At 72.3% G+C, this 23,729-nt stretch carries 18 protein-coding genes; 10 read left to right on the top strand and 8 right to left on the bottom strand.

Features of this window, described 5'->3' with window-relative positions; all coding sequences use genetic code 11:
* Window positions 1-24: 24 nt before the first annotated feature.
* From ACTOQ1_RS22475 to ACTOQ1_RS22450, 6 genes are all read left to right on the top strand, one after another.
* Window positions 25-189: a hypothetical protein gene (locus tag ACTOQ1_RS22475; protein ID WP_440069967.1), complete on the top strand. Its 165-nt coding sequence runs from the start codon at window positions 25-27 to the stop codon at window positions 187-189.
* Window positions 190-306: 117 nt separating this feature from the next.
* Window positions 307-693, top strand: coding sequence for a YciI family protein (locus ACTOQ1_RS22470; RefSeq protein WP_440069966.1), 387 nt, complete (start codon window positions 307-309; stop codon window positions 691-693).
* Window positions 693-1,907: an RNA polymerase sigma factor gene (locus ACTOQ1_RS22465; protein WP_440069965.1), complete on the top strand. Its 1,215-nt coding sequence runs from the start codon at window positions 693-695 to the stop codon at window positions 1,905-1,907. Before ACTOQ1_RS22470 ends, ACTOQ1_RS22465 begins: the two co-directional genes overlap by 1 nt.
* Window positions 1,908-2,153: 246 nt before the next feature.
* Window positions 2,154-3,050, top strand: a complete 897-nt coding sequence (locus tag ACTOQ1_RS22460) for an alpha/beta fold hydrolase (protein ID WP_440069963.1) — start codon at window positions 2,154-2,156, stop codon at window positions 3,048-3,050.
* A 103-nt stretch (window positions 3,051-3,153) separates the two neighbouring features.
* Window positions 3,154-3,489: an ArsR/SmtB family transcription factor gene (locus ACTOQ1_RS22455; RefSeq protein WP_362675777.1), complete on the top strand. Its 336-nt coding sequence runs from the start codon at window positions 3,154-3,156 to the stop codon at window positions 3,487-3,489.
* Window positions 3,489-4,208, top strand: a complete 720-nt coding sequence (locus ACTOQ1_RS22450; RefSeq protein ID WP_440069961.1) for a cation transporter — start codon at window positions 3,489-3,491, stop codon at window positions 4,206-4,208. The genes ACTOQ1_RS22455 and ACTOQ1_RS22450 overlap by 1 nt, the downstream gene beginning before the upstream one ends.
* Before the next feature lie 60 nt (window positions 4,209-4,268).
* On the opposite strand, the gene ACTOQ1_RS22445 is transcribed toward ACTOQ1_RS22450, so the two are convergent.
* Entirely contained in the window at window positions 4,269-5,165 is an 897-nt protein-coding gene (locus ACTOQ1_RS22445) for a LysR family transcriptional regulator (RefSeq protein ID WP_440069959.1), read from the bottom strand.
* Window positions 5,166-5,182: 17 nt separating this feature from the next.
* On the opposite strand from ACTOQ1_RS22445, the gene ACTOQ1_RS22440 reads away from it, so the two are divergent.
* Complete coding sequence (locus ACTOQ1_RS22440) at window positions 5,183-6,133, top strand: dihydrodipicolinate synthase family protein (protein ID WP_440069958.1); 951 nt, start codon at window positions 5,183-5,185, stop codon at window positions 6,131-6,133.
* A gap of 16 nt (window positions 6,134-6,149) precedes the next feature.
* On the opposite strand, the gene ACTOQ1_RS22435 is transcribed toward ACTOQ1_RS22440, so the two are convergent.
* Entirely contained in the window at window positions 6,150-7,052 is a 903-nt protein-coding gene (locus ACTOQ1_RS22435; protein WP_440069956.1) for an SDR family oxidoreductase, read from the bottom strand.
* Between the two features lie 134 nt (window positions 7,053-7,186).
* Window positions 7,187-8,455: an MFS transporter gene (locus tag ACTOQ1_RS22430; RefSeq protein ID WP_440069954.1), complete on the bottom strand. Its 1,269-nt coding sequence runs from the start codon at window positions 8,453-8,455 to the stop codon at window positions 7,187-7,189.
* A 79-nt stretch (window positions 8,456-8,534) separates the two neighbouring features.
* Between ACTOQ1_RS22430 and ACTOQ1_RS22425 the strand changes: the two genes are divergently transcribed.
* Window positions 8,535-9,434 (top strand): LysR family transcriptional regulator, encoded by a 900-nt coding sequence (locus ACTOQ1_RS22425; RefSeq protein WP_440069952.1) that lies wholly within the window; start codon window positions 8,535-8,537, stop codon window positions 9,432-9,434.
* A 52-nt stretch (window positions 9,435-9,486) separates the two neighbouring features.
* Here ACTOQ1_RS22425 and ACTOQ1_RS22420 read toward each other — a convergent pair whose 3' ends face one another.
* Window positions 9,487-10,695 carry an erythromycin esterase family protein gene (locus tag ACTOQ1_RS22420; protein ID WP_440069951.1) on the bottom strand — a complete coding sequence of 403 codons (1,209 nt, stop codon included), beginning with the start codon at window positions 10,693-10,695 and terminating at the stop codon, window positions 9,487-9,489.
* A gap of 77 nt (window positions 10,696-10,772) precedes the next feature.
* On the opposite strand from ACTOQ1_RS22420, the gene ACTOQ1_RS22415 reads away from it, so the two are divergent.
* The gene (locus ACTOQ1_RS22415; RefSeq protein ID WP_440069949.1) at window positions 10,773-11,465 is read left to right on the top strand and encodes a MerR family transcriptional regulator; all 693 of its coding nucleotides are present in this window, start codon (window positions 10,773-10,775) and stop codon (window positions 11,463-11,465) included.
* 160 nt (window positions 11,466-11,625) lie between these two features.
* Here ACTOQ1_RS22415 and ACTOQ1_RS22410 read toward each other — a convergent pair whose 3' ends face one another.
* From ACTOQ1_RS22410 to ACTOQ1_RS22395, 4 genes are all read right to left on the bottom strand, one after another.
* Window positions 11,626-12,747, bottom strand: coding sequence for a substrate-binding domain-containing protein (locus ACTOQ1_RS22410; protein WP_440069948.1), 1,122 nt, complete (start codon window positions 12,745-12,747; stop codon window positions 11,626-11,628).
* 66 nt (window positions 12,748-12,813) lie between these two features.
* Window positions 12,814-14,112, bottom strand: a complete 1,299-nt coding sequence (gene mmsB, locus ACTOQ1_RS22405) for a multiple monosaccharide ABC transporter permease (RefSeq protein ID WP_440069946.1) — start codon at window positions 14,110-14,112, stop codon at window positions 12,814-12,816.
* On the bottom strand, window positions 14,109-15,656 hold the full coding sequence (gene mmsA / locus ACTOQ1_RS22400; protein ID WP_440069945.1) for a multiple monosaccharide ABC transporter ATP-binding protein: 1,548 nt from the start codon (window positions 15,654-15,656) through the stop codon (window positions 14,109-14,111). Before mmsA ends, mmsB begins: the two co-directional genes overlap by 4 nt.
* 702 nt (window positions 15,657-16,358) lie before the next feature.
* Complete coding sequence (locus ACTOQ1_RS22395; RefSeq protein WP_440069944.1) at window positions 16,359-17,372, bottom strand: LacI family DNA-binding transcriptional regulator; 1,014 nt, start codon at window positions 17,370-17,372, stop codon at window positions 16,359-16,361.
* 537 nt (window positions 17,373-17,909) lie between these two features.
* On the opposite strand from ACTOQ1_RS22395, the gene ACTOQ1_RS22390 reads away from it, so the two are divergent.
* Window positions 17,910-23,615 carry a GH92 family glycosyl hydrolase gene (locus tag ACTOQ1_RS22390; RefSeq protein WP_440069943.1) on the top strand — a complete coding sequence of 1,902 codons (5,706 nt, stop codon included), beginning with the start codon at window positions 17,910-17,912 and terminating at the stop codon, window positions 23,613-23,615.
* The last annotated feature ends 114 nt before the right edge of the window (window positions 23,616-23,729 follow it).

Raw genomic sequence — 23,729 nt, 5'->3', positions numbered from 1 at the left:
CGCCGATCGGAGGTGGCGTCGCAGGTGCCCGGGTCGCAGCGCGACGTCGGCGTCCCGGGCGCGGTCCTGCTGCGCATGGCCGCCGAAGACCCGTCGTGCGCGGGCATCCTGGCCGACAGCGCCACTAAGCTGATCAGCATCATCATCAGCAGGGCGTCCGCGTCGGCCATCGCTCAGGGGCCGGTCTGACGGGATCGGCCGCGTCGCGGCGAGAGATTTCTCCGGGGCCGTGTCGATCGGCGGGCCGCTCGTTCGACGTGTGGGGGCGAGGGCCGAGAGGCGGCCCCGCCGGACGAGGAGAACGCGATGCCGAAATACCTGCTGATCATGCGGGGCACCGATGAGACGAACGCGGCCATGATGGCTGACATCGACGAGATGATGGCCACGACCCGCCGGTTCATCGAGGACATGATGAAGGCCGAGGTCCTCGTCGCGGCCGAAGGGCTGGACGATCCGGGCCAGGGCGTCGTGGTCGACTTCAGCGGTGAGGCGCCGGTGGTCACGGACGGGCCGTACGGCGAGACCAGGGAACTGTTCGGCGGCTACTTCCTGCTCGATGTCGCCACGAAACAGGAGGCGGTCGAGTGGGCCAAGCGGGTCCCGGCGGTCCGCGGGTCCAAGATCGAGGTCCGGCGGGTGGCCGAGGCCGACGAGGTCCCGCAGGGCAGCGAGAGCAACGACCAGATCTGATGGGTACGGCCGACGTCGAGGCCGTCTGGCGGATCGAGTCGGCCCGGATCGTCGCCGCGCTGACGCGGTTCACCGGCGATTTCGGGCTGGCCGAGGACGCGGCCCAGGAGGCGGTGGCCGAGGCGCTGGTGTCGTGGCCGCGTGCCTCTCCGGCCAATCCGGCCGGCTGGCTGATGGCCACGGCCCGGCGGCGGGCGATCGACGCGATCCGCCGCCGGACCGCCCTCCGGGACCGATACGCCCTGCTGGCGGCCGACCCCGCGGTCGACCAGGAAATCGACCCCGACAGGGTCGACGACGACGTCCTGGCGTTGATGTTCGTCAGCTGCCACCCGGTGCTCTCCCGCGAGGCCCGGGTGGCGCTGACCTTGCGCGTGGTCGGCGGCCTGTCCAGCGAGGAGATCGCCCGCGCCTTCCTGGTACCCGTGCCGACCGTGCAGGCCCGCATCACCCGGGGCAAGAAGACGATCGCGGCGGCCGGGGTGCCGTTCGAGCTGCCGCCGGCCGGCGAGCGCCGGGAACGGCTGGGCGGCGTGCTCAGCGTCCTCTACGTGATCTTCACAGAGGGGTCGACGGCCACGTCGGGCGACCGGCTGCTGCGCCCCGACGTCGCGTACGAGGCGATCCGGCTGGCCCGCACGCTGGTCGCGCTGCAGCCGGACGAGCCGGAGTCGCACGGCCTGCTCGCGTTGTGCGAGCTGACGGCCGCGCGCTTTCCGGCCCGGACCGGCCCGGACGGCACGCCGGTCCTGCTCGAGGACCAGGACCGGCGGCTGTGGGACCTCTCGGCGATCCGCCGGGGGCTGGCCGCGCTGGCCAGGGCATCGACCCGCGGCCTCGGCCCCTACGGCCTGCAGGCCGCGATCGCCGCCGCCCACGCGTCGGCGCCCTCGGCCGAGGCGACCGACTGGGACCGGATCGTGCTGCTCTACGAGGCGCTCGGCCGGGTCGCGCCCTCGCCGGTGGTCGAGCTCAACCGGGCCGTTGCCGTGGCCATGGCCTCGGGTCCGGCGCGGGCCCTGGCCATCGTGGACGAGCTGATCGCCTCGGACCGGCTCCCCGGTTCGCATCTAGTTCCGACCGTACGCGGGGAACTGCTGGCCCGCCTCGGCCGGCGACCGGAGGCGCGCGCCGAGCTGGAGCTGGCCGCCCGGCTGTGCGCCAACCGGCGCGAACGTTCGGTGCTGCTGCGCAAGGCGGCCGCGCTGGACTGACTTTCCCGGCGCGGCCGGCCCGGATTCGGCTGGTGGCTGACGGCCTCGATGGTCTCCCGCTCGCGGTCTCCGGACACGGTGACCGATGACCGGTGACCGCGATGTTCCGCATGCTCTCGCGTACTCCACGTGCCGTAGAGGGTCCGGATCCTCGTCCCGGCGCCGTACGGGCGAAATCCCTCCCCGCAGGACGAGTAAGAGATCGATTTCTCGGTAGGTTCACGCCGTGGCGAACGTCACGGGTCGATGATCGTCGAGCTCTACCCGGGAGGCACCGAGGCGATGTTCGAAGGCTTCGAGGCAGGACCGATCCAGGTCGAGGACGCCTCCATCCACGTCCGCCACGGCGGGCAGGGACCGCCGGTGCTGTTGCTGCACGGTCATCCCCGCACCTCCGCGACATGGCATCGCGTCGCGCCTCGGCTGGTCGAGCGCGGCTTCACCGTCGTCTGCCCCGACCTGCGGGGATACGGCCGCTCGCGCGGCCCGGCGCCCACCGCCGACCACTCCGGGCACTCCAAGCGCGCCGTCGCGAACGACATGGTGGCGGTGATGCGCTCTCTGGGGCACGCCCGGTTCGCTCTCGCCGGACACGACCGGGGAGGCGCCGTGGCGTTCCGCCTCGCTCTGGACCACCACGACGCGGTGTCCCGCGTGGCGTTCATCGACTGCCTGCCCATCAGCGAGCACCTGTCCCGCATCACCGCGAAGTTCGCGACGCGGTGGTGGCACTGGTTCTTCTTCGCGCAGCCGGACGTCCCGGAACGCGTCATCAACGCCGACCCCGGCAGCTGGTACCGCGGCGACCCGGAGAGCATGGGCCGGGAGAACCACGACGAGTTCCGCGCGGCCACCGGGAATCCCGACGTGGTGCGGGCCATGCTGGAGGACTACCGGGCCGGTCTCACCGTCGACCTGCGTCACGAGGAGGCCGACCGGGCCGCCGGCGTGCGGCTGCGGTGCCCCGTTCTGGCCCTGTGGTCCCTGCGCGACGACCTCGAAGATCTGTACGGCGACCCGCTGCGAATCTGGCGGAACTGGGCCGGAGACCTGCGTGGCCACGGGATCGACTCCGGCCACCACGTGGCCGAGGAGGCCCCGGACGCGCTCGCCGCGGCCTTGGGCGACTTCTTCGGCGGCTGATCCGAAACGGGACAGGCCGGCCGCTCGCCCGAGGCGACACCGTCATCCCGCCCCTGGGTTATACAGGACTTCCTGAATTCAGGATTCTGTGTACTCTGAGGACATGCTGACGATCGCTTCCGAGATCGAGGTGCTCGCACGGTTCGGCCGGGCGCTGGCCGACCCGATCCGCTGCCGGATCCTGCTCGCGTTGCGCGAGGCTCCGGCCCACCCCGCCGACCTTGCGGAGCGGCTGGGCGTCTCCCGCACCCGGCTGTCCAACCACCTGGCCTGCCTGCGCGACTGCGGCCTGGTGGTCGCCGTGCCGGTCGGCCGCCGTACCCGTTACGAGCTGGCCGACGTGCGGCTCGGGCACGCGCTGGACGACCTGCGCACCGCGGTGGTCGCCGTCGCCGCCGACGGCACCTGCCCGGACGCGAGCGAGAAGGGCTGCTGCTGATGGTCACCGCCGCGCTCGGCCCCGGCCCGGCCCGTCGCGCCCTGCTGACCCGGCGGATCCGGCTGCTGGTGGCCGCGACCATCACCTACAACGTGATCGAGGCGGTCGTGGCCATCGCGGCCGGGACCGTCGCCTCCTCGGCCGCGCTGATCGGGTTCGGGCTGGACTCCGTCGTCGAGGTCGCCTCGGCCGCCGCGGTCGCCTGGCAGTTCAGCGCCGCCGACCCCGAGCGGCGGGAGAGGAGCGCGCTGCGCGTGATCGCGGTCTCCTTCTTCGCGCTGGCCGCCTACGTCGGCTTCGACGCCGTACGCGCCCTGCTCGGCGAAGGCGAAGCCGAGCACTCCACCCCCGGTCTCGTCCTCGCCGCCCTGTCACTGCTGATCATGCCGTTCCTGTCCTACGCGCAGCGGCGCGCGGGCCGCGAGCTCGGCTCCGCCTCCGCGGTGGCCGACTCCAAGCAGACCCTGCTGTGCACCTACCTGTCGGCGGTGCTGCTGGTCGGCCTGGTGCTCAACAGCGCCTTCGGCTGGTCCTGGGCCGACCCGATCGCCGCCCTGGTCATCGCCGCGGTGGCGGTCAGGGAAGGCCGCCAGGCCTGGCGCGGCGACGCCTGCTGCGCCCCCGCCCCGCCGGCCGCCGGCCTCACCACCTCCACCGGCCCCACCGGCCCGGCCGCGAAAGCCTGCCCTGACGGCTGCTGTCCCGCCCCGCCGGAGTAGCACGCCGCCGGCGAGGTGACCGATCGCGTTCCCCGCCGGTGACGCCGGCCACCGGGATGCTCACCGGCCGAGGTAGGCCTCGGTGGATGCGCGGAGGGCGGTGACGCACGCGGCCACGGCCGGATCGGCGGCCGAGCCCTTCCGGTAGGTGACGCGGGTTCGCCGGCGGGTGGCGAGCGGGACGAGGCGCACCCCGGCCGGCGGCCGCGCCGTGGCGAGCTGCGGTACGAGCGAGACGCCCTGGCCGGCCGCCACCAGCGCGAGCACCGCGGCGAAGTCGTCGGCGTGGTGCCGCACCAGCGGGCTGAAGCCGGCGGTGCGGCAGACCTGCAGCGCGACGGCGTGGCAGGCGGTGCCGGGGCTGCCCACGATCCAGGCGGCGTGCCGGGCGTCGCCGACCGGGTCGGCGCCGGGGTCCGTGCCGGCGGAGGGCATGGCGAGGAACACCGTCTCCTCCAGCAGCGGCACCGCGTCGAGCGTGGGGCCGGGCTCGACCGGCATGATGTCGTAGTCGTTCACCAGGGCCACGTCCAGCCGCCGTTCGCGCAGCGCCTCGGGCATGGCGACCGGGTCGAGCTCGGTCACCATCAGCTCGAGGGCGGGGTGATCGAGGCCCAGCGTGACCAGCGCGGCCGGCAGAAGGGTGCGTACGGCGGTGGGGAACGCGCCGATGCGCAGCGGACCGGCCGGCTCGCCGCGGGCCGCGGCCAGTGCGGCGCCGGCGCCTTCGAGGGCGGCCAGGACGGTCTCGGCGTGCCGCACGAGGACGGCACCGGCCGGGGTCAGGACGACCCGGCGTCCGGTCCGCTCCAGCAGCGGAACTCCCGCCTCGCGTTCCAGCGCGGCCAGCTGCTGGGAGACGGCCGAAGGCGTGTACGTGTGCGACCTGGCCACGGCGGCGATCGTGCCCAGCCGCGCCAGATCGCACAGCAGGCGCAGTCGGCGGACGTCGAGCATCAGCTCAGCTTACGGGTATGCGTAGAAAGCTGAACTGGACCTTGCCTGTCCGGGCGGCGCACCCTGGACGCATGACGCTCACCGGCCTGTACGTGCCCTTGATCACCCCGTTCGACGACGCCGGAGCCGTGGCTCTCGACGCGCTGGAGGCCCTCGCGCACCGGATCCTGGACGCCGGGGCGACCGGTGTGGTCGCGCTGGGCACCACCGCGGAGCCGTCCGCGCTCAGCGGCCCGGAGCAGCGGGCCGTGGTGGACCTCGCCGCCCGGGTCTGCGCGGAACGCGGCGCGCACCTCCTGGTGGGCGCCGCCACCCCGCAGGCGCTGGACGCGCTGCGGGACCGGCCGGAGGCGGTGGCGGCGCTGAGCCTGGTCCCGCCGTTCACGCGCCCGGGCGAGGCCGGGGTGCTTGCCCACTTCCGCCATCTCGCCGAGGTCAGCCCGGTACCGCTCGTCATCTATCACGTCCCGTACCGGACCGGGCAGCGCCTGTCGGCGGACGCGGTGCGACGGCTGGCCGCCCTGCCCGGTGTGGTGGGCGTCAAGTACGCGGTCGGCGGGATCGACGAGGACACCGTCGCGCTCATGGCCGATCTCCCGGACGGCTTCGCGGTGCTGGGGGGCGACGACCTGTTCGTCTCGCCCCTGCTCGCACTCGGCGCACACGGCGCGATCATGGCCTCGGCGCACGTGGCCACCGCGCGGTTCGTGGAGCTGGTCGAGGCGTGGCGGGCCGGCGACGTGGCCCGGGCGCGACCTCTCGGGCACCGCCTCTCGGCCCTGTCCGGAGCGCTGTTCACCGAGCCCAACCCCGCCGCGATCAAGGCGGTCCTGCACGCCCGCGGCGTCATCCCCACCGCCGCGGTCCGGCTGCCGCTCCTGCCGGCCCGGCCGGAGACCGCGCGAACCGCGCTGCGCCACGCCGACGCCCCGCACCACGCCGAGGCCCCGCACCACGTCCCGGCCTGACCGGCGGGCCGCGATCTCAGCCGTCGCCGGCCGCGGTGAACGCCGGGGCGTGGTCACGGGCGAAGCCGGCGATGTCACGCGGGGGACGGCCGAGAAGCCCGGCGAGCGTGTCGGTGGTGAAGTCTCCCCAGCCGGAGACATACGCTCGCGCGTACTCCTCGAGCATGTCGGCGATCCATTCCGGGACGCCGTGGCCGAGCAGCGTCTTGCGCCTGGCGTCGTCGCCGACCGGCAGGTACGTGACGGGCCTGCCGAGAGCGAGCCCCAGCTCGCCGGCGACCTCGTCGAACGTGAGCGAGCGCGGGCCGGTGAGGGTGTACGTCTCGCCGTGGTGGCGGTCGGGGCCGTCGAGAAGCACGCGGGCGGCGCACTCGGCGATGTCGCGTACGTCGATCATGCCGATTCGCGCCGAGGCCATGTTCAACGAGAACGTGCCGGTGGCGGCGATGTCGCCCGCCTCGTTCAGCAGGTTCTGCATGAACCAGTGGGGACGCAGGATCGTCCAGCGCATGCCGCACCGTTCGATCTCCCGGTCCGACAGCGCGTGCAGCCTGCCGCTGCGGTTCGGCGCGTCGTGTGCCGCGCCGACGACGGACAGGCGCACGACACGCTCCACGCCGGCCTGGCGCGCGGCCCACACGGCGTTCATGGCGTTCTCCGGGGCGCGCGGACCGTTCGGGGTGAGCAGCCACAGGTCCTGCACGCCCTCGAAGGCGGGCGGGAGCGACCGGGCGTCGTCGAGGTCACCGGCGAAGACCTCGGCGACCTCGGCGACCTCGGCGCCCCGCTCGCGCGAGCCGCCCGCCGCGGACTCGTCGCGGACGAGAGCACGAAGGTTCACCTCGGCCCCCCGCAGCGCGTTCATCAGCGCGGTGGACACGGTTCCGGTGGCTCCGGTGATCAGTACGGTGCGCGACACGCTCGTTCTCCTTTGTCGGTGGTGATGGGGATGCGGACCAGGCCGCGTACCGCGGCGGTCACCCGGCCGGCGCGTGGCCTCCCGCGCCTTCCGCCGTCGCGGACACGGTGACGCGCCTGGTCCGGTTGTCCGGATCAGCCGGCCGAAGTGGCCGGTGCGGCCGGTGCCGGGGCGTCGCCGTGGTGGACCGGGGACTCCGGGGACCCGCCCGCCGCCCGGCCGACGGTGACGCGCTCCAGGATCCAGAGCACGACGGTCCCGGCAGAGAGGGTGGCGCCCAGGACGCACACGCCGGTCCAGCCGCCGTGCGCCCAGACCGCCGATGTCAGCGCGGAGCCCACCGCGCCACCGAGGAACAGGGAGGTCATGAAGGCGGAGTTGATCCGGTTACGAGCCTCGGGCCGGATCGCGTAGAGGACGTTCTGGCTGCTGTTGAGCACCGCCTGGTGCGCCAGATCCAGCACGATCACGCCGGCGAGCAGCCAGACCAGCGAGTGCGCCCCCGCCGCGATCGCCGGCCAGGACGCCACCAGCAGGACCGTCCCGGCGCCGGTCACGAGCTGGACGCGCCCGCGGTCGGCCAGCCGCCCCGCCACCGTGGCGGTCAGCGCACCCGCGACACCGGCCAGGCCGAACAGGCCGACGGCCGACTCCGACCAGCCGTACGGTGACCGCACCAGCAGGAAGGTCAGCGCCGTCCACAGCACGCTGAACGAGGCGAGGCTCGACGCGCCGATACCCGCCCGCCACCGCAGCAGCGGCTCGTGGCGGAACATCGCGACCGTCGAGCGCAGCAGCCCGACGTAGGACAGGCGCCCGCCGTCCTCGCCGAGCCGGGGCAGGAAGACGCGCAGCGACACCGCCATCAGCGCCATCAGCGCCGCGTTCACCCAGTAGACCGTCCGCCAGCCGCCCAGCTCGGACAACGCTCCGGACGCGGTCCGCGCCAGCAACAGGCCGAGCATCAGCCCGGTCATCACCGTGCCGACCACCCGGCCGCGCTCGGCCGGATCCGCCAGCGTCGCCGCGAACGGCACCACCACCTGCGCTCCGACCGAGGTCAGCGCGGTCAGGGCCGTACCGGCCAGGAGCACCGTGCCGTTGGCCGCGGTGGCCGACACCAGCAGGAACACCGCGGTCGCCGCGTAGAGCGACACCGCCAGCCGCCGCCGCTCCACCAGGTCGCCGAGCGGCACCAGCAGGACCAGCCCCAGCGCGTACCCGCCCTGCGCGGCCGTCACCACCAGCGCCGCCGCCGACGGCCCGACCCCCAGCTCCCGGCCGATCAGGTCGAGCAGCGGCTGCGCGAAGTAGTTTCCCGCGACCGCCAGCCCGGTCGCCACCGACATGAGCAGCAGCAGCCCGTGCGACAGGCCGCCGCCCGTGCGAGGTCTCGTCGTCATGCGCCCAGCTTGGGCAACGAACGATCGATGAGTCCAACACATGTTTGTCATCGGATCGATCGTGCACCACGATTGATTCGTGGAACTCCAGCAGATGCGCTATGTCGTCGCCGTCGCGGAGACGAGCAACTTCACCCGCGCCGCCGAGCGGTGCCTGGTCGTCCAGTCCGCGCTGAGTCACCAGATCGCCCGCCTGGAACGCGAGCTGGGTGCCAAGCTGTTCGAGCGCACCAGCCGCCGCGTCCGGCTGACCCCCGCCGGTGAGGCGTTCCTGCCCGCCGCCCGCCAGGCTCTCGACGCCGCCGAACGGGCCCGCGCCGAGGTGGCGGCCGCCGCCGGCGAGATCCGGGGCCGGCTCGCCATCGGCGCCATTCCCACCGTCGCGGCGGTCGACCTCCCGACCGTGCTGAAGCATTTCCACCTGCGCCACCGGCAGGTGCGGATCACCCTGCGCTCGGGCGCGAGCGAGGAACTGGTCGAGCGGGTGCGGCAGGGCAGCCTGGACGCCGCTTTCCTAGGGCTGCCGGTGGGCGCACGCCCCAGCGGCGTCCGCGGCCGCGAGCTGGCGCGCGGCGACCTCGTCGCCGTGGTGGCGCCCGGCCACCCGCTGGCGGGCAGGGAACGCGTGGACCTGCGCCGGCTGTCGGACGAACCGTTCGTCGACTTCCCCCCGGGCACCGCCGCGCGGGCCCAGACGGACGAGGCGTTCGCGGCGGCCGGGGTCCGGCGCGAGGTCGCCTTCGAAGTGATGAACATGGACTTCATGGCCCGCCTGATCCGGCAGGACCTGGGCATCGGGCTGCTGCCCGCCGCCTTCGCACCCGAACTTCCCGATCTGCCCGTCCTGCGACTTCGCGACGCCCCCGCCCGCATGGAGCACCTCGTCTGGAGCCGCTTCCCGCCGTCCCCCGCCGCCGCGGCGTTCCTGGCCGCCCTCGGCATCCCGGCGGCGGAATCCTCGGGATCGCCGGACTTGTGACCGCGGGTGCCCGGTTCCGATCCTGCCCGGCGACCGGTCGGCGGTGGGCGGCTCAGATCTCCCTGACGAAGATGACGGCGTCGGTCTGGCCGGTGGTGGCCGGGTCGAGGGGAAAGTAGGTGTGGTCGGCCGGGACGCGGGGCGCCGGCTCGCGGTCGAGGGCCGCGGCGAGAAGGCCGGGATCGACGACGGCGCGGTCGTGGGGGAGGGACGAAAGGAGCCCTTCGAGGGTGTCGGGAGGGGGGACGTCGGAGCCGCGGGTGCCGAAGGCGGTGGCGGCGAAGGCGTACCGGTCGCCGAGGCGTGTGTCCACGATCGCCCCGGCGCTCCACCACTCCAGCGTCCGGCCCGCCAGGGGGCCCCAGCCCTCCGGCAGCAGCCAGCGGCTCCTGTCCCTCTGCAGGTGACGGTTGTGGGCGAAGGCGAGGGTGGGGCCGCGACGGGACTCGAAGCCGACGATGGCGTCGAGGTTGTCGGCCATCATCGCGTCGCGCAGGCGCATGAGCGAGCCGACGCGGTCGGGCGAGGTGTCGGCCACGCCGGCGTGGTAGCGCAGGAGCCCGGCGGCGGTGCGGGCGTACAGGTCGGCGCGCCACCAGGCGCCGGGGGAGGTGGCGGCCGTCAGGTGGGGGGCGTGCGCGGTGAGCAGCGCGCGCAGGTCGTCGGTGATCAGGCGCAGTTCCCCGGCCTCGGGGGTGCGGCCGACGGACTGGGCGGGATCCGTCCACAGGGCGGCCGGGTTGGTCCAGCGCTCCTCGGGGCCGAGCAGCTCGTCGAGGCTCTCGCGGCTCCAGGCCAGGTCGAGGTGGGCGGCGAGGTAGTCGTGCAGCGCGGTCAGGGCCGTGCGGGGACCGGCGGGCCCGGTCATCTCCAGAGGGCCGTCGAAGCCGTAGAAGCGGAGCCGCTCGTGCGGGGGACGCCGCTCGTTGTAGGCGCGCATCCAGCGCAGGAGCTCGCGGTTGGCGGGTGAGGCGCCGGAGCCGTGGCTGAGGCCGCGGCTCACCGCGTCGTCGAGGGTCCCTGTGCCGTCGGTGACGTACGCGTCGGCGGCCAGGGCCATCAGGCAGTCGCTCTCGATGGTGATCGAGCGGTAGCCCTCGTGCTCGACGAGGTGGCGGAAGATCTCGTTGCGCAGCTCGGGGAAGGCTTCGACGCCGTGGGTGGGCTCGCCGAGGCCGAGCAGGCGGGTGGCGGGGGACAGGAGCGCGGTGAGGGCGGCGCCGGTGAAGGGACGGGCGGCGTCCCGGATCGAGATCGTCACGTATTCGACTGTATCGTTGAACCTTCTGTGTAAACTTTGGCGGTATTCACGGCTGCTGAAGAGGAAGAACCTTCAAAATGCGGTTGCGGCCCATCGACCTGGCGCGCGAGCACGGCCTGTCCACGCAGGCGGTGCGCAACTACGAGGAGGCGGGGATCCTGCCGCCGGCCGAGCGCTCGGCGCACGGCTACCGCGCCTACGCTCCGCGCCACGCGGCGGCGTTGCGGACGTTCCTGGCGCTGATCCCCGCGCACGGCCACGCGACCGCGGGAGCGATCATGCGGGCCGTGAACGACGGCGCGGTCGAGGAGGCGCTGCGGCTGATCGACGAGAGCCACGCGCAGCTGGCCGACGACCGGCGCACGCTGGAGGCCGTGGAACGGGCGCTGCGCGACCTGGCGCCGCCGCGCGAGCCGGAACCGGAGGCGGGGGCGACGTTCATCGGGCCGCTGGCGCGCAGGCTCGGCATCCGGCCCGCGACACTGCGCAAATGGGAGCGGGCCGGGCTGATCGCGCCCCGGCGCGACCCGCACACCGGCTACCGCGTCTACACCTCCGCCGACGTGCGCGACGTGCTGCTGGCCCACCAGCTGCGGCGCGGCGGGTACGGGCTGGAGCCGATCGCGCTGGTGCTGGAGCGGGTGCGGGCGGCGGGCGGGCCGGAGCCGCTGCAGGCGACGCTGCGGGAGTGGCACGACCGGCTGACGGCGCGGGGCCTGGCGATGCTGGCGGGCGCGGCCGCGCTCGACACCTGCCTGGGGACGCCGTAGCGCCCGGCCGGTCCGGCCGCGTTCGGCACCTGCCCGGGGCCGTCATGGCGCCTGGCCGGTCCGGCCGCGTCCGGCCCTCGGCCGCCCGGAAACGACCGTGGGCCCCCGGTCGTGAAGATTCCGGGGACCCACGGGTGTGGCTGACTTCAGCCGGGCGACGCTACTTCGTGAGCGGGGCCAGCTTGGGGTCGTTGGCGTACGCCTCCACGACGTTCTCCTTGGTCACGATCAGCGGCTCGAGCAGGTACGACGGGACGACCTTCACCCCGTTGTCGTACGACTTGGTGTCGTTGACCTGGGGGGCCTTGCCGGCCTGCAGGTCCTTGGCCATCTGGATGGTCTGCTTGACCAGCTCGCGGGTGTCCTTGTTGATCGTCGAGTACTGCTCGCCGGCCACGATCGACTTGACCGACTCGACCTCGGAGTCCTGGCCGGTCACCACGGGCAGGTCCTTGCCGGCACCCTTGACCGAGGTGATGATGGCGCGGGCCAGCGTGTCGTTGGGGGAGAGCACCCCGTCCAGGGTCTTGCTGCTGTAGGTGGAGGTCAGCAGCGAGTCCATGCGACGCTGGGCGTTCTCGGCCTTCCAGCCGTCGGTGGCGGTCTGCTTGACGTCGGTCTGGCCGGAGCCGACCACCACGCTGCCGTCGTCGATCTTCGGCTTCAGCACGTCCATCGCGCCGTCGAAGAAGACCGCCGAGTTGTTGTCGTCCGACGAGCCGGAGAACAGCTCGATGGTGTAGGGGCCGTCGGCCTTCTTCGCCTTCATGCCGTCCAGCAGGGCCTGGCCCTGGAGCTGGCCGACCTTGAAGTTGTCGTAGGCGATGTAGTAGTCGACCGCGTCGGTGTTCTTGATGAGCCGGTCGTAGGCGATGACGGTCGCGCCGGCCGCCTTGGCGGCCTCCACCTGGGTGCTCAGCTGCGCGGCGTCGGTCGCGCCGATGACGATGACCTTGGCGCCCTTGGTGACCATGGCCGAGATCTGCGCCTGCTGGTCGGCGACGGTGGTGGAGGAGCCGGCGTACTGGACGTCGGACTTGAAGCCGGCCTCCTTCAGGCCGTCGGTGAACAGGCCACCGGCCAGGACCCAGTTCTCCGAGGTCTTCGACGGCAGCGCGACGCCGATCAGCGAGTCGGCGGGGAAGCCCTTCGCGGCCTCGCTGGAGCCTGCGGAGGCGCCCGTACCGCCGGCGGGGGTCTGCGAACGCTCGGAGGCGCAGGCGGTGAGGGACAGAAGCGCGATGGCCCCGGCCGCCACGCCCCTGACGAGGATATTGCGCATTTTCAGAGGTGCCCTTCTTCAAAGGATGACGGGGCGGAGGTCTCCCGCCCCGCCGACGGTGGCCGGTTAGCCGGCCACCGGACTCTTGCCGTGTTCCTGGTCCGCCTCGGCGCCGGACGCCGGGCCGGTCGGTGTCTCCCGGCGGAACGGGCGCGTCAGCGATCCGAGGACCGAGAAGCGCCCCTGCTTCTTGTTGTAGACGTCGAGCGCGACGGCGAGCAGCAGGACCAGGCCCTTGATGATCTGCACCCGGTCGGAGCCCACGCCCATCAGCTGCAGGCCGTTGTTGAGCACGGCCATGACGAGGCCGCCGACGATGGATCCGCTGATCGTGCCCAGGCCGCCGGAGACCGCCGCGCCGCCGATGAAGACGGCGGCGATCGCGTCCAGCTCCCAGCCGATGCCGTCCTGCGGCCCTGAGGCGGCCGAACGGGCAACGAAGATCATGCCGGCCAGAGCCGCCAGGACCGACATGTTCATCATCACCAGGAAGTTGACCCGCCTGAGCTTGACTCCGGACAGCTCGGCGGCCCTGGCGTTGCCGCCGACCGCGTAGATGTGCCGGCCGCCCGCCGTGTTGCGGGTGATGAACGCGTAGATCACGACCAGGACGCCGAGGATGATCCCGGAGATCGGGAAGCTGGTCCCGATCCGCCCGCCGGCGAACTGCAGGGTCGCGAAAACCACCACGACGACCGGGACGGCGACCCGGATCGCCGAGATCCACATCGGGGCGACGTCGGCCGCCATCTCCCGCCGGGTCTGGCGGGCCCTCCACTCCCGGACCGCGATCGCCACGCAGACGACCAGGCCGAGCAGGAGCGTGAGGTTGTTGTACCCGGTGTCCGGGCCGACCTCCGGCAGGAAGCCGGCACCGATGACCCTGAACCCCTCGGGCACCGGGATGGTGTCGGCGTTGCCGATGTACTGGTTGCCGCCCCGGAACAACATCATGCTGGCCAGGGTGACGATGAAGGCCGGCACCCCGACGTAGGCCACCCAGAAGCCCTGCCAGGTGCCGATGAGGACACCGACCGCCAGGCCGATCAGGATGGCGAGGAACCACGGCACCGAGTAGTCCTGCATGACCTTCGCGACCACGATGCCGACGAACGCGGCGATCGAGCCGACGGAGAGGTCGATGTGCCCGGCGACGATGACCATCAGCATCCCGATGGCCAGGATCAGGATGTACGAGTACTGGCTCACCAGCGAGATGAGGTTGCCGGAGTTCAGCGTCAGGCCGTCGGTCAGGACCTGGAACAGCAGGACGATCGCCACCAGCGTGAAGATCATCCCGAACTGCCGGGCGTTGGAGGTCGTCCCTCCGAACAGGGACTTCTGGAGTTCTTTCACACGGCTCATGGTCGGCGTGCCTTCTTCGCTGAGGTCATCTGCTTCATCAGGAGTTCGGGGTCGGCGTCTCGCCGGTCGATGTCGCCGGTGATGGTCCCCTCGAACACCGTGTAGATCCGGTCACAGAGGCCGATCAGCTCGGGGAGCTCCGAGGAGATGACGATGACGCCCTTCCCCTGGTCGGCGAGTCGCTGGATGATGCCGTAGATCTCGTACTTGGCGCCCACGTCGATGCCCCGGGTCGGCTCGTCGAGGATGAGCAGGTCGGGATCGGTGAACATCCACTTCGCCAGCACCACCTTCTGCTGGTTGCCGCCGGAGAGCTTGGTGACCCCCTCGTCGACGGTGGGGGCCTTGACCCGCAGGCTCGTCCGGTAGCCCTCGGCCGCCCGATGCTCCCGCACCGGGTCGACCACGCCGCGGGTGGAGACCTTGGACAGCTTGGCCGACACCATCGAGGTCTTGATGTCGTCGAGCAGGTTCAGGCCGATCGACTTGCGGTCCTCGCTGACGTACGCCAGGCCGTGCGCGATGGCGTCCGACACCGACTTCAACACGATCTCCCGGCCGTCCTTGAAGATCTTCCCGGAGACGTAGGTGCCGTACGAGCGTCCGAAGACGCTCATCGCCAGCTCGGTGCGCCCGGCGCCCATCAGGCCGGCGAACCCGACGATCTCGCCGCGGCGCACGGTGAAGCTGGAGTTCTTGACCACCAGGCGCTCGGCGGAGATCGGGTGCCGGACCGTCCAGTCGCGTACCTCGAAGAAGACCTCGCCGATCTCGGGAGTGTGGTCGGGGAAGCGGCTGTGCAGCTCCCTGCCGACCATGCCCCGGACGATCCGGTCCTCGTCGACGCCGTCCGCCTTGACGTCGAGGGTCTCGATCGTCCGGCCGTCCCGCAGGATGGTGATGCTGTCGGCGATCTGCGCGATCTCGTTGAGCTTGTGGGAGATGATGATCGAGGTGATGCCCCGCTGCCTGAAGTCGCGGAGGAGGTTCAGCAGGTGCTGGGAGTCGGCCTCGTTCAGGGCGGCGGTGGGCTCGTCGAGGATGAGGAGCTTCACGTCCTTGGCGAACGCCTTCGCGATCTCCACGAGCTGCTGCTTGCCCACGCCGATGTCCTTGATCAGCGTGTCCGGGTCCTCTTCCAGGCCGACCCGGGCCATCAGCTCCAGGGCCTGGCGGTTGGCGGTCTTCCAGTTGATCACGCCGCCGCGGCCCGGTTCGTTGCCGAGGAAGATGTTCTCGGTGATGGACATGCCGGGCACCAGGGCGAGCTCCTGGTGGATGATCACGATGCCGGAGTTCTCGCTGGCCCGGATGTCGGAGAACCGGCTCTCCGTGCCCTGGTAGAGGATCTCGCCGGAGTAGGTGCCGTACGGATGGACCCCGCTGAGCACCTTCATCAGGGTGGACTTGCCGGCGCCGTTCTCCCCGGCGATCGCGTGGATCTCGCCGGCCCGCACCACCAGGTTGACGTCGGAGAGCGCCTTGACCCCGGGGAACTCCTTGGTGATCGAACGCATCTCCAGCAGGACGGGTGCGTCGCTCATGACCGGCCCGCCCGGGTCCGGGCCCGTGCCGGGCACGGCCTCGGAACGGCGACGTCGCCGTCTCTGGGCCGGCAGCGGGATCCCCGCGCGTCCGGCTGCAGGGGACCGCGCCAGGTCACCACCGACATGGTTACCTCCGGGAGGTTCGTCATCAGTTCGTTTGCCGTGCTGTGGCCTGAACCACATCGTGCGGACAGGGGCTTTCCGCAGAATATAAATTAATTCGTTCTTCGCATGACTCGCCGGTGAGCGGTGGCGTGTGCCGCCGCCCGGGTCGTACGCGGTCACGTGCCGCGGTCGACCGCCGTCAGGGCGCGGGCCCGGCCGTCCCGTCGTGAGAGCCGGTGACGAGGTCCGCCGGGGGCGTCCGCCGCGGGTGCGGCCGTGCCCGAGCGCGGCTCCCGGCTAGACACGACGCCGTGGGAGGCAGAAGTCAATGATCATAACGATTCCGGTTCTCTCTGATCGGCCGTGACATCGTTGTCAGGCAGGCAGCGGGTAGAGACTCCACCCGCGTTACGGGCGTGTCAATCGACGCCCTCCCAATGTGGCCATTTTGTAACGTATTGTGACGCTAAGGGACTTTTGCCGCACATGATCCTTTGAGCGGTCCCCGGTCCGGCGGGCGCGACGCGTGCCGAGCCGCGGGCGACCGGCCGTGCCGGCGCGGTCGCTCCTCGCGGTCACCCGGCCGGGCGCGGCTCAGCGCGGCGGGAGGCCCCGCTCGACCAGCTCGGTGGGAAGCACCACGGTGCGCGGCCACGACCGGTCTCCCCCGATCCGCCGGAACAGCAGCTCGGCGGCGGTCCTGGCCAGCTCGCGGGTGTCGTAGGCGATCACCGTCAGCGGGTGCGGCACCAGGCTGGACATGTCGAAGTCGTCGAACCCGAGCACCGCGGCGTCGCTGCCGCGCCGGTGCAGCTCCTCGATCACGCCGAGGGTGATCCGGTTGTTCAGGCTGAAGAAGGCGGTCGGCGGATCCGGCCGGTCGAGCAGCTCGGAGACGACCCGGGCGGCCGCCGCCGGATCGCGGACGCCGTCACGGACCAGCCGGGTGTCGTACGGCGCGCCGGCCGGGGCCAGCGCGTCCTGCGCGCCGTCGAGCCGCTCGCGCATCGTGTAGACGCCGATCGAGTCGAGCAGGATGGCGATCCGGCGGTGGCCCGCCTCGACGAGCCGGCGCACCCCGGCCCGCGCGCCCCCGCGGTTGTCGAGCAGCACCGTGTCGGCGAGCAGCCCGCCGGCCGGCCGGTCGAGGAAGACCACCGGGGTGCCGAGCTCGACCTCGGCGCGCATGAACGAGTGGTCGTCGCCGGCCGGCACCACGAGCAGCCCGTCGACGCGGCGGGCGCACAGGTCCCGCAGCAGTTGCCGCTCGCGTGCCGGATCCTCCTCGGAACTGGCGATGATGAGCATCGTGCCGTGTTGCCGGGCGACCTCGGCGGCGGCTCCCGCGATCGTCGCGTAGAACGGGTTGGCGATCTCCTCGATCAGCAGCCCGACCGTGGCGGTCGCCTGCCCCGAGCGCAGCGAGCTGGCCAGGTGGTTGCGGCGGAAGCCCAGCTCGGCCACGGCGGCGAGCACCCGCTCGACCAGCTCGGGCTGGACGTGCGGCGCGTTGTTCACGACCCGCGAGACGGTCTTCAGGCTCACTCCGGCCCGGGTCGCCACGTCCACCATGGTTGGCCGCCTCGTACGGCCGCCGTCACTGGTCATGCCACGAACCATACCGACACGCCGTCCGCCGTGGTGACAACGTTGTCCTACCCGCGGCCCTGGTCACCGCCGGGACGACCCCGCGCGAGGCCGGGCGCGACCGGCGACCACGTACGTCGGTCATGGTGTCGCCCCGCCCGGCCGGCCCCGCGGGGCGGCCCGGGAGAACGCACGGTTTCCGGGAGGTTACCCGATCAGCTCTTGACAACGTTGTCTCACAAGGGAAACGCTGGGCCGCGATCCACACCCGGGTGCGCCCCTCCTCGCACCCAACGTCCCCTCACGCCCCTTTCATGTCCCCATGGAGCTTCCCGCATGGTCTGAGACCCATGTCCCGGCACCGATGACGGCACCGGCCCCGACGCCCGTGACGGCGTGCGGCGGGCCGTCCCGCGTGCCCGGCGGGCGCACCCGCGCTCCGCCGCGGCCGATCGGCCGCGACGGCCGCGGCGGTTGCGGCGGCTGTGGCGGCTGTGGGTCTCGCCCCCGGCGTTCGACGCTCTCGACACCCCCCCAACGAGTCAAAAGGCACCCGCCATGTCGCATCCCCCCTTCGCCCGCATCCTGTCCCTGCGGCGGTTCGCCGCGACCGCGGCACTGCTGCTGCCGGTGTGGCTGCTCGTCGCCACACCCCCGGCGAGCGCCGCGGCGCCTCCCGGCGACTTCGGCTCCTCGTTCGAGGCGGCCGACCCGCAACCCGCGGCGAGCACCGTCGAGGCCGGTGCGAACGGCGAGCCGATCCAGGCGAACCTGAGCGGATCGAGCCCGGCCGGACTGCCCGGCAGCCTGCTCGGCCAGGTCGCCGCGGTGTCCGCGAGCGCAGAGAACCCGCCGAACGAGACCGCCGCGACCCTCAAGGACGGCAGCCCGTCGACCAAGTGGCTGGCGTTCGCCCGGACCGGCTGGGTGACCTACAAGCTGGCCAAGCCCGCGGTGGTGGTGCGCTACTCGCTCACCTCCGCGGACGACGCGCCGGGCCGCGACCCCAGGGACTTCACCGTGCAGGGGTCGAACGACGGCAGCACGTGGACCGACCTGGACAGGCGGACGGGGCAGAGCTTCGGCGGGCGGTTCGCCACCAACGTCTACGACGTCACCAACACGACCGCCTACGACCACTACCGGCTGGACGTCACCGCGAACTCCGGTGACTCGATCATCCAGCTCGCCGACTGGAACATCAGCGACGGCTCGGACGTCAGGCCGCCGGTCACCCCGATGGTCAGCGTCGTCGGCAGCGGTCCGGTCAGCGGCCACACCATGAAGCCGCGGGCCGGATTCACCGGGACGGCCTCGCTGCGCTACGCGGGCGGCGCCGAGGCGGCCGGCCGCTCGTACGCGACCAACAGGCTGTTCGACGTCGACATCCCGGTCGGGCCGAAGACCCGGCTGTCCTACAAGGTCTTCCCCGAGTTCACCGGTCAGGACGCCCGGTACCCGTCCACCCACGTCGCCGTCGACCTGCACTTCACCGACGGCAGCTACCTGAGCGGCCGCTCGCCCGTCGACCAGCACGGCTACCCGCTCACGGCCTCGGGGCAGGGCGCGTCGAAGGTGCTCTACGCCGACCAGTGGAACGCGGTGCGGTCCGAGATCGGGGCGGTCGCGAACGGCAAGACGATCGACCGGATCCTGCTCGCCTACGACGACCCCCAGGCGACCGCCTCGACCCGTTTCCAGGGCTGGCTCGACGACGTCACCCTGACGGGCGTTCCGGCGACGATCGACGGCTCCCGCCTGACAAATTACGTCGACACCCGGCGCGGGACCAACTCGACGGGCGGGTTCTCGCGCGGCAACAACCTGCCGATCACCGCGGTGCCGAACGGCTTCAACTTCTTCACGCCGGTCACCAACGCCGCGTCCAACTCGTGGGAGTACGACTACCAGCGGGGCAACAACGCGGCCAACCTGCCCATGCTGGAGGGGCTCGCGATCTCGCACGAGCCCAGCCCGTGGATGGGCGACCGCAACCAGATGTCGATCATGCCGGTACCGGCCGGCGGGCCGCTCACCGGGGCTCCCAGCGGCCGGGCGCTCGCCTTCAGCCACGACGACGAGATCGCGCGGCCGGACCTCTACCGGGTCACGCTGCAGAACGGCCTGGTCGCGGACATGACCGCCACCGACCACGGCGGGATCATGCGGTTCACCTTCCCGTCCGGGCAGGCCACCGGCAGCCTCGTCTTCCACAACGGCACGTTCACCATCGGCACGGACGGCACGTTCACCGGCTGGGTCGACAACGGCAGCGGCCTGTCGGCCGGGCGCAGCCGGATGTTCGTGTCCGGCACCTTCGACCGGGCGCCCGCGGCGTCCTCCGCCACGTCCGCCACCTTCGACACCTCCGCCGGGCGGCAGGTGACGCTGCGCATCGCGACGTCGTTCCTCTCCCTCGACCAGGCGCGCCGCAATCTCGACATGGAGGTCGCCGGCAGGAGCTTCGACCAGATCCACGCCGCCGCCACCGCGGCGTGGAAGGACCGGCTCGGCCGGGTCGAGGTGCGGGGCGCGACCGAGACGCAGCTGGTGACGCTCTACTCGAACCTGTACCGGCTGAACCTGTACCCGAACTCGCAGTCGGAGAACACCGGCACCGCCGCCGCCCCGCGCTGGCAGTACGCGAGCCCGGTGTCGGCGCCGACCGGCACGTCGACCGCCACCCAGACCGGCGCGAAGATCGTCGACGGGCAGATCTACGTCAACAACGGGTTCTGGGACACCTACCGCACCGTATGGCCCGCGTACTCGCTGCTGTACCCGGACGTCGCGGCCAGGATCGCCGACGGGTTCGTCCAGCAGTACCGCGACGGCGGGTGGGTCGCCCGCTGGTCCTCACCCGGCTACGCCGACCTGATGACCGGCACCAGCGCGAACGTCTCGCTGGCCCAGGCCTACCTCAACGGCGTCAAGCTGCCCGACCCGCTCGGCGCGTACGACTCGGCGGTCAAGGACGCGACCGTCGCGTCCGGGCGCGGCGAGGTCGGCCGCAAGGGCATCGAGGCCTCGCTGTTCCTCGGCTACACGCCGACCTCCACCGGCGAGTCGGTGTCGTGGGCGCTGGAGGGCTTCATCAACGACTACGGCCTGGGCAACATGGGCGCGGCCCTGGCCAAGGACCCGGCCACCCCGAAGGCGCGGCGCGACCGGCTCAAGGAGGAGTCGCAGTACTTCCTGCAGCGGGCCCGCAACTACGTCAACCTCTTCGACCCGAGCACGAAGTTCTTCCGGGGCCGCGACGCCGCCGGCAACTTCCTCGCCGCCGACCCGCTGGACTGGGGCGGCGTCTACACCGAGACCAACGGGTGGAACTTCGCCTTCACCGCGCAGCAGGACGGCCAGGGACTGGCCAACCTGCACGGCGGGCGGGCGGCGCTGCGGCAGAGGCTCGACCAGTTCTTCGCCACCCCGGAGAACGCCGACAGGCCCGGCGGGTACGGCGGCACGATCCACGAGATGCTCGAGGCGCGCGCGGTGCGGATGGGCCAGCTCGGCATGAGCAACCAGCCGTCACACCACATCCCGTACATGTACAACTATGTCGGGGCACCGGCGAAGACTCAGGCGATCGTGCGGGAGATCCTGCGGCGCCTCTACGTCGGCGGCGAGATCGGCCAGGGCTACCTGGGCGACGAGGACAACGGCGAGATGTCGGCGTGGCACGTCCTCAGCTCGCTGGGCCTCTACCCGCTGCAGGCCGGCTCCTCCAACTGGGCCATCGGCTCGCCGCAGTTCACCCGGATGACCGTCCACCGCAAGAACGGCGACATCGTCGTCAACGCGCCGGACAACAGCGCGAAGAACGTCTACGTGCAGAGCGTGAAGGTCAACGGCAAGACGCAGCGAGAGGTGTCCATCGACGCCTCCCAGCTCGCCCGCGGCGGCACGATCGACTTCCGGATGGGCCCGAACCCGTCGTCCTGGGGCACCGGTGAGAACGACGCCCCACCGTCCCTGACCAGGGGCGGAGCGGCACCCAAGCCGTTGCAGGACACCACGGGGCCCGGCCTCGGCACCGCGACCGCGAGCGGCGGGCAGGACGCGTCGAAGCTGTTCGACGACTCGTCGACCACGCAGATGACCTTCACCTCCGGCACGCCGCAGATCGGCTGGACCTTCCGCGGCGGCAGGCAGGCACCGGTGTACTACACCCTCACCTCCGGGGCGAGCACGGGCGCCCCGGCGGCCTCGGGGAACTCCGGGGCCTCCGGGGAACGGAAGGGGGCCCCGGCCTCCGGGGACCCGGTCTCCGGGGCGACCACGGGCGACCCGGCGGACTGGCGGCTGCAGGGCTCCAACGACGGGATCACCTGGACCACGGTCGACTCCCGCAAGGACGAGGTGTTCTCCTGGCGCAACCACACCCGGCCGTTCAAGATCGACCGCCCGGGGCGGTTCGCGCAGTTCCGCCTGGCCGTGACGAAGGCCGTCGGGGGCGCGCGGACGAACCTCGCCGAGATCGAACTGCTCGCCGGCGGCGACGTCCAGCTCGGTGGCGGCGACGTCACGGTCACCCCCGCGAGCGGCGTGCACGCCACGTCCGGCGTCGAGGCGTCGGTGGCACTCGCCTCCGTCACCGGAGGCACCGCGAGCGGCTACCGGGCCACCGTCGACTGGGGCGACGGCTCACCGGTCACCGAGGGCACCCTGGCCCTGAGCTCGCGGAGCGTGTACGAGGTCAGCGGCTCGCACACCTACGCCAAGCCGGGCCACTACCAGGCGAGCGTCACGGTGACCGACGGCACCGGCCAGGGCTCGGGAACGGTCGGCGTCGAGGTGGCCTACGCGCCGGAGGCCGGTCTCGCCGCGGCGTTCGACACCGTCTGCGTCGGCGACGAGGGCGTCCTCGCGGCGAACTGCGACGCCAAGTCGTGGGCGTACTCGCGGGCGGCCCTCGAGGCGGCCGGCGTGACCCAGGGCAAACGGCACGAGGTGCCCGGAACGGCACTGCGCTTCACGCTGCCGGCGGTCCAGGCCGGGCAGCCGGACAACGCGACCGGCAACGGCAAGAAGATCGTGCTCAACCTGCCGGACGACGCGAGGAGCATCTCGTTCATCGGCGCCGGCACGCAGGGCGACCAGAGCACCACCGGCACGGCCACCTTCGACGACGGTGGCACGGCCGACATCCCGATCCAGATGAGCGACTGGACGCTGGGCGGCAACCCCGGCGGCACGCCGTCCTACGGCAACATCGTCGTCGCCAAGACCGCGTACCGGCTGCTCGGCACGAGCCGGGACAGCGCGCAGCCGTTCCTGTTCGCCACCGCGCCCTACCGGATCCCGGACGGCAGGAAGCTCGTGTCGGTGACCCTGCCTGCGCAGACCGGCGAGCCGGGCTCGGCGGGCAGGATCCACGTGTTCGCCGTCGCCGACGACGGCACGCCGGGCGCCGCACTGGTGAGCACCGCCGCCAAGGACCAGAAGGCCGTCGCCGGGCAGGCCCTGTCGGCCGACCTCGGTTCGGTGACCGGTGGCGTCACCGGCTCGGCGGGCTACCGCGCCCGCGTCCAGTGGGGCGACGGCACGGTTCCCGCCGACGCCACGGTCGGCCCGTCCGGCGCGATGAGCGGGCAGCACACGTACGAGCGTGAGGGCACCTACACGGTGCACGTCACCGCGTGGGACACGCTGTCGAGCGTCACCACGACGTTCACCGTGACCGTGACGCGGGCCGGGGCGCAGCCGTCGATCTCGGTGTCGGCGTCCGCCCCCGTCACCGCCGGCGACCCGGTCACCGTCAAGGGCAGCGGGTTCGCCGCGGGCGAGCGGGTGACCGTCAGGCTCGGAGCGGGCCCGGCGGACGGCGCGACGGTCGTGGCCTCGGCGAAGGGAGAGGTCCAGGCGTCGATAACGGCCTCCGGCGACGCGCTGCCCGGCCGGTACGCCGTCACCGCCGTCGGCGCGTCCTCGGACACGGCGGCGACGGCGACCGTCCAGGTGACCGAGGAGCCGGGGGCGCGCACGTACCGGCCGGACGTGCTGCTGTCGGCCACCTCCGGGCCGCGCGGCACGGCGATCGTCGTCGACGGTTCCGGGTTCGCGCCGAACGAGGCGGTCACGATCGGCTTCGGCGACGGCCTCGCCTCCGCCACCGTGCGCGCGAACGGCGACGGTGTCGTCTCCGGCGAGACCGTCAGCGTGCCGGGGACGGCGAAGCCGGGTTCGACCGGCATCACGCTGGCCGGCGCCGGGTCGAAGACCCGGGTCGAGCTGACCTTCACGGTCACCGGCCAGAACTGAGACACCGAGGCCGCCGGTGGGCGGGCCGTGCCCACGGCCCGCCCACCGGCGGCCGACCGGCGATGGCGGACGGTGAGTGAGAGATTTCCACCAGATCCCCACATGATCGGTACA

The organism is Streptosporangium sp. OZ121 (assembly GCF_051918885.1).
Lineage (GTDB): Bacteria > Actinomycetota > Actinomycetes > Streptosporangiales > Streptosporangiaceae > Streptosporangium.
The sequence above is the reverse complement of the archived record's forward strand: the minus strand, read 5'-3'. Positions and strand labels throughout refer to the sequence as shown.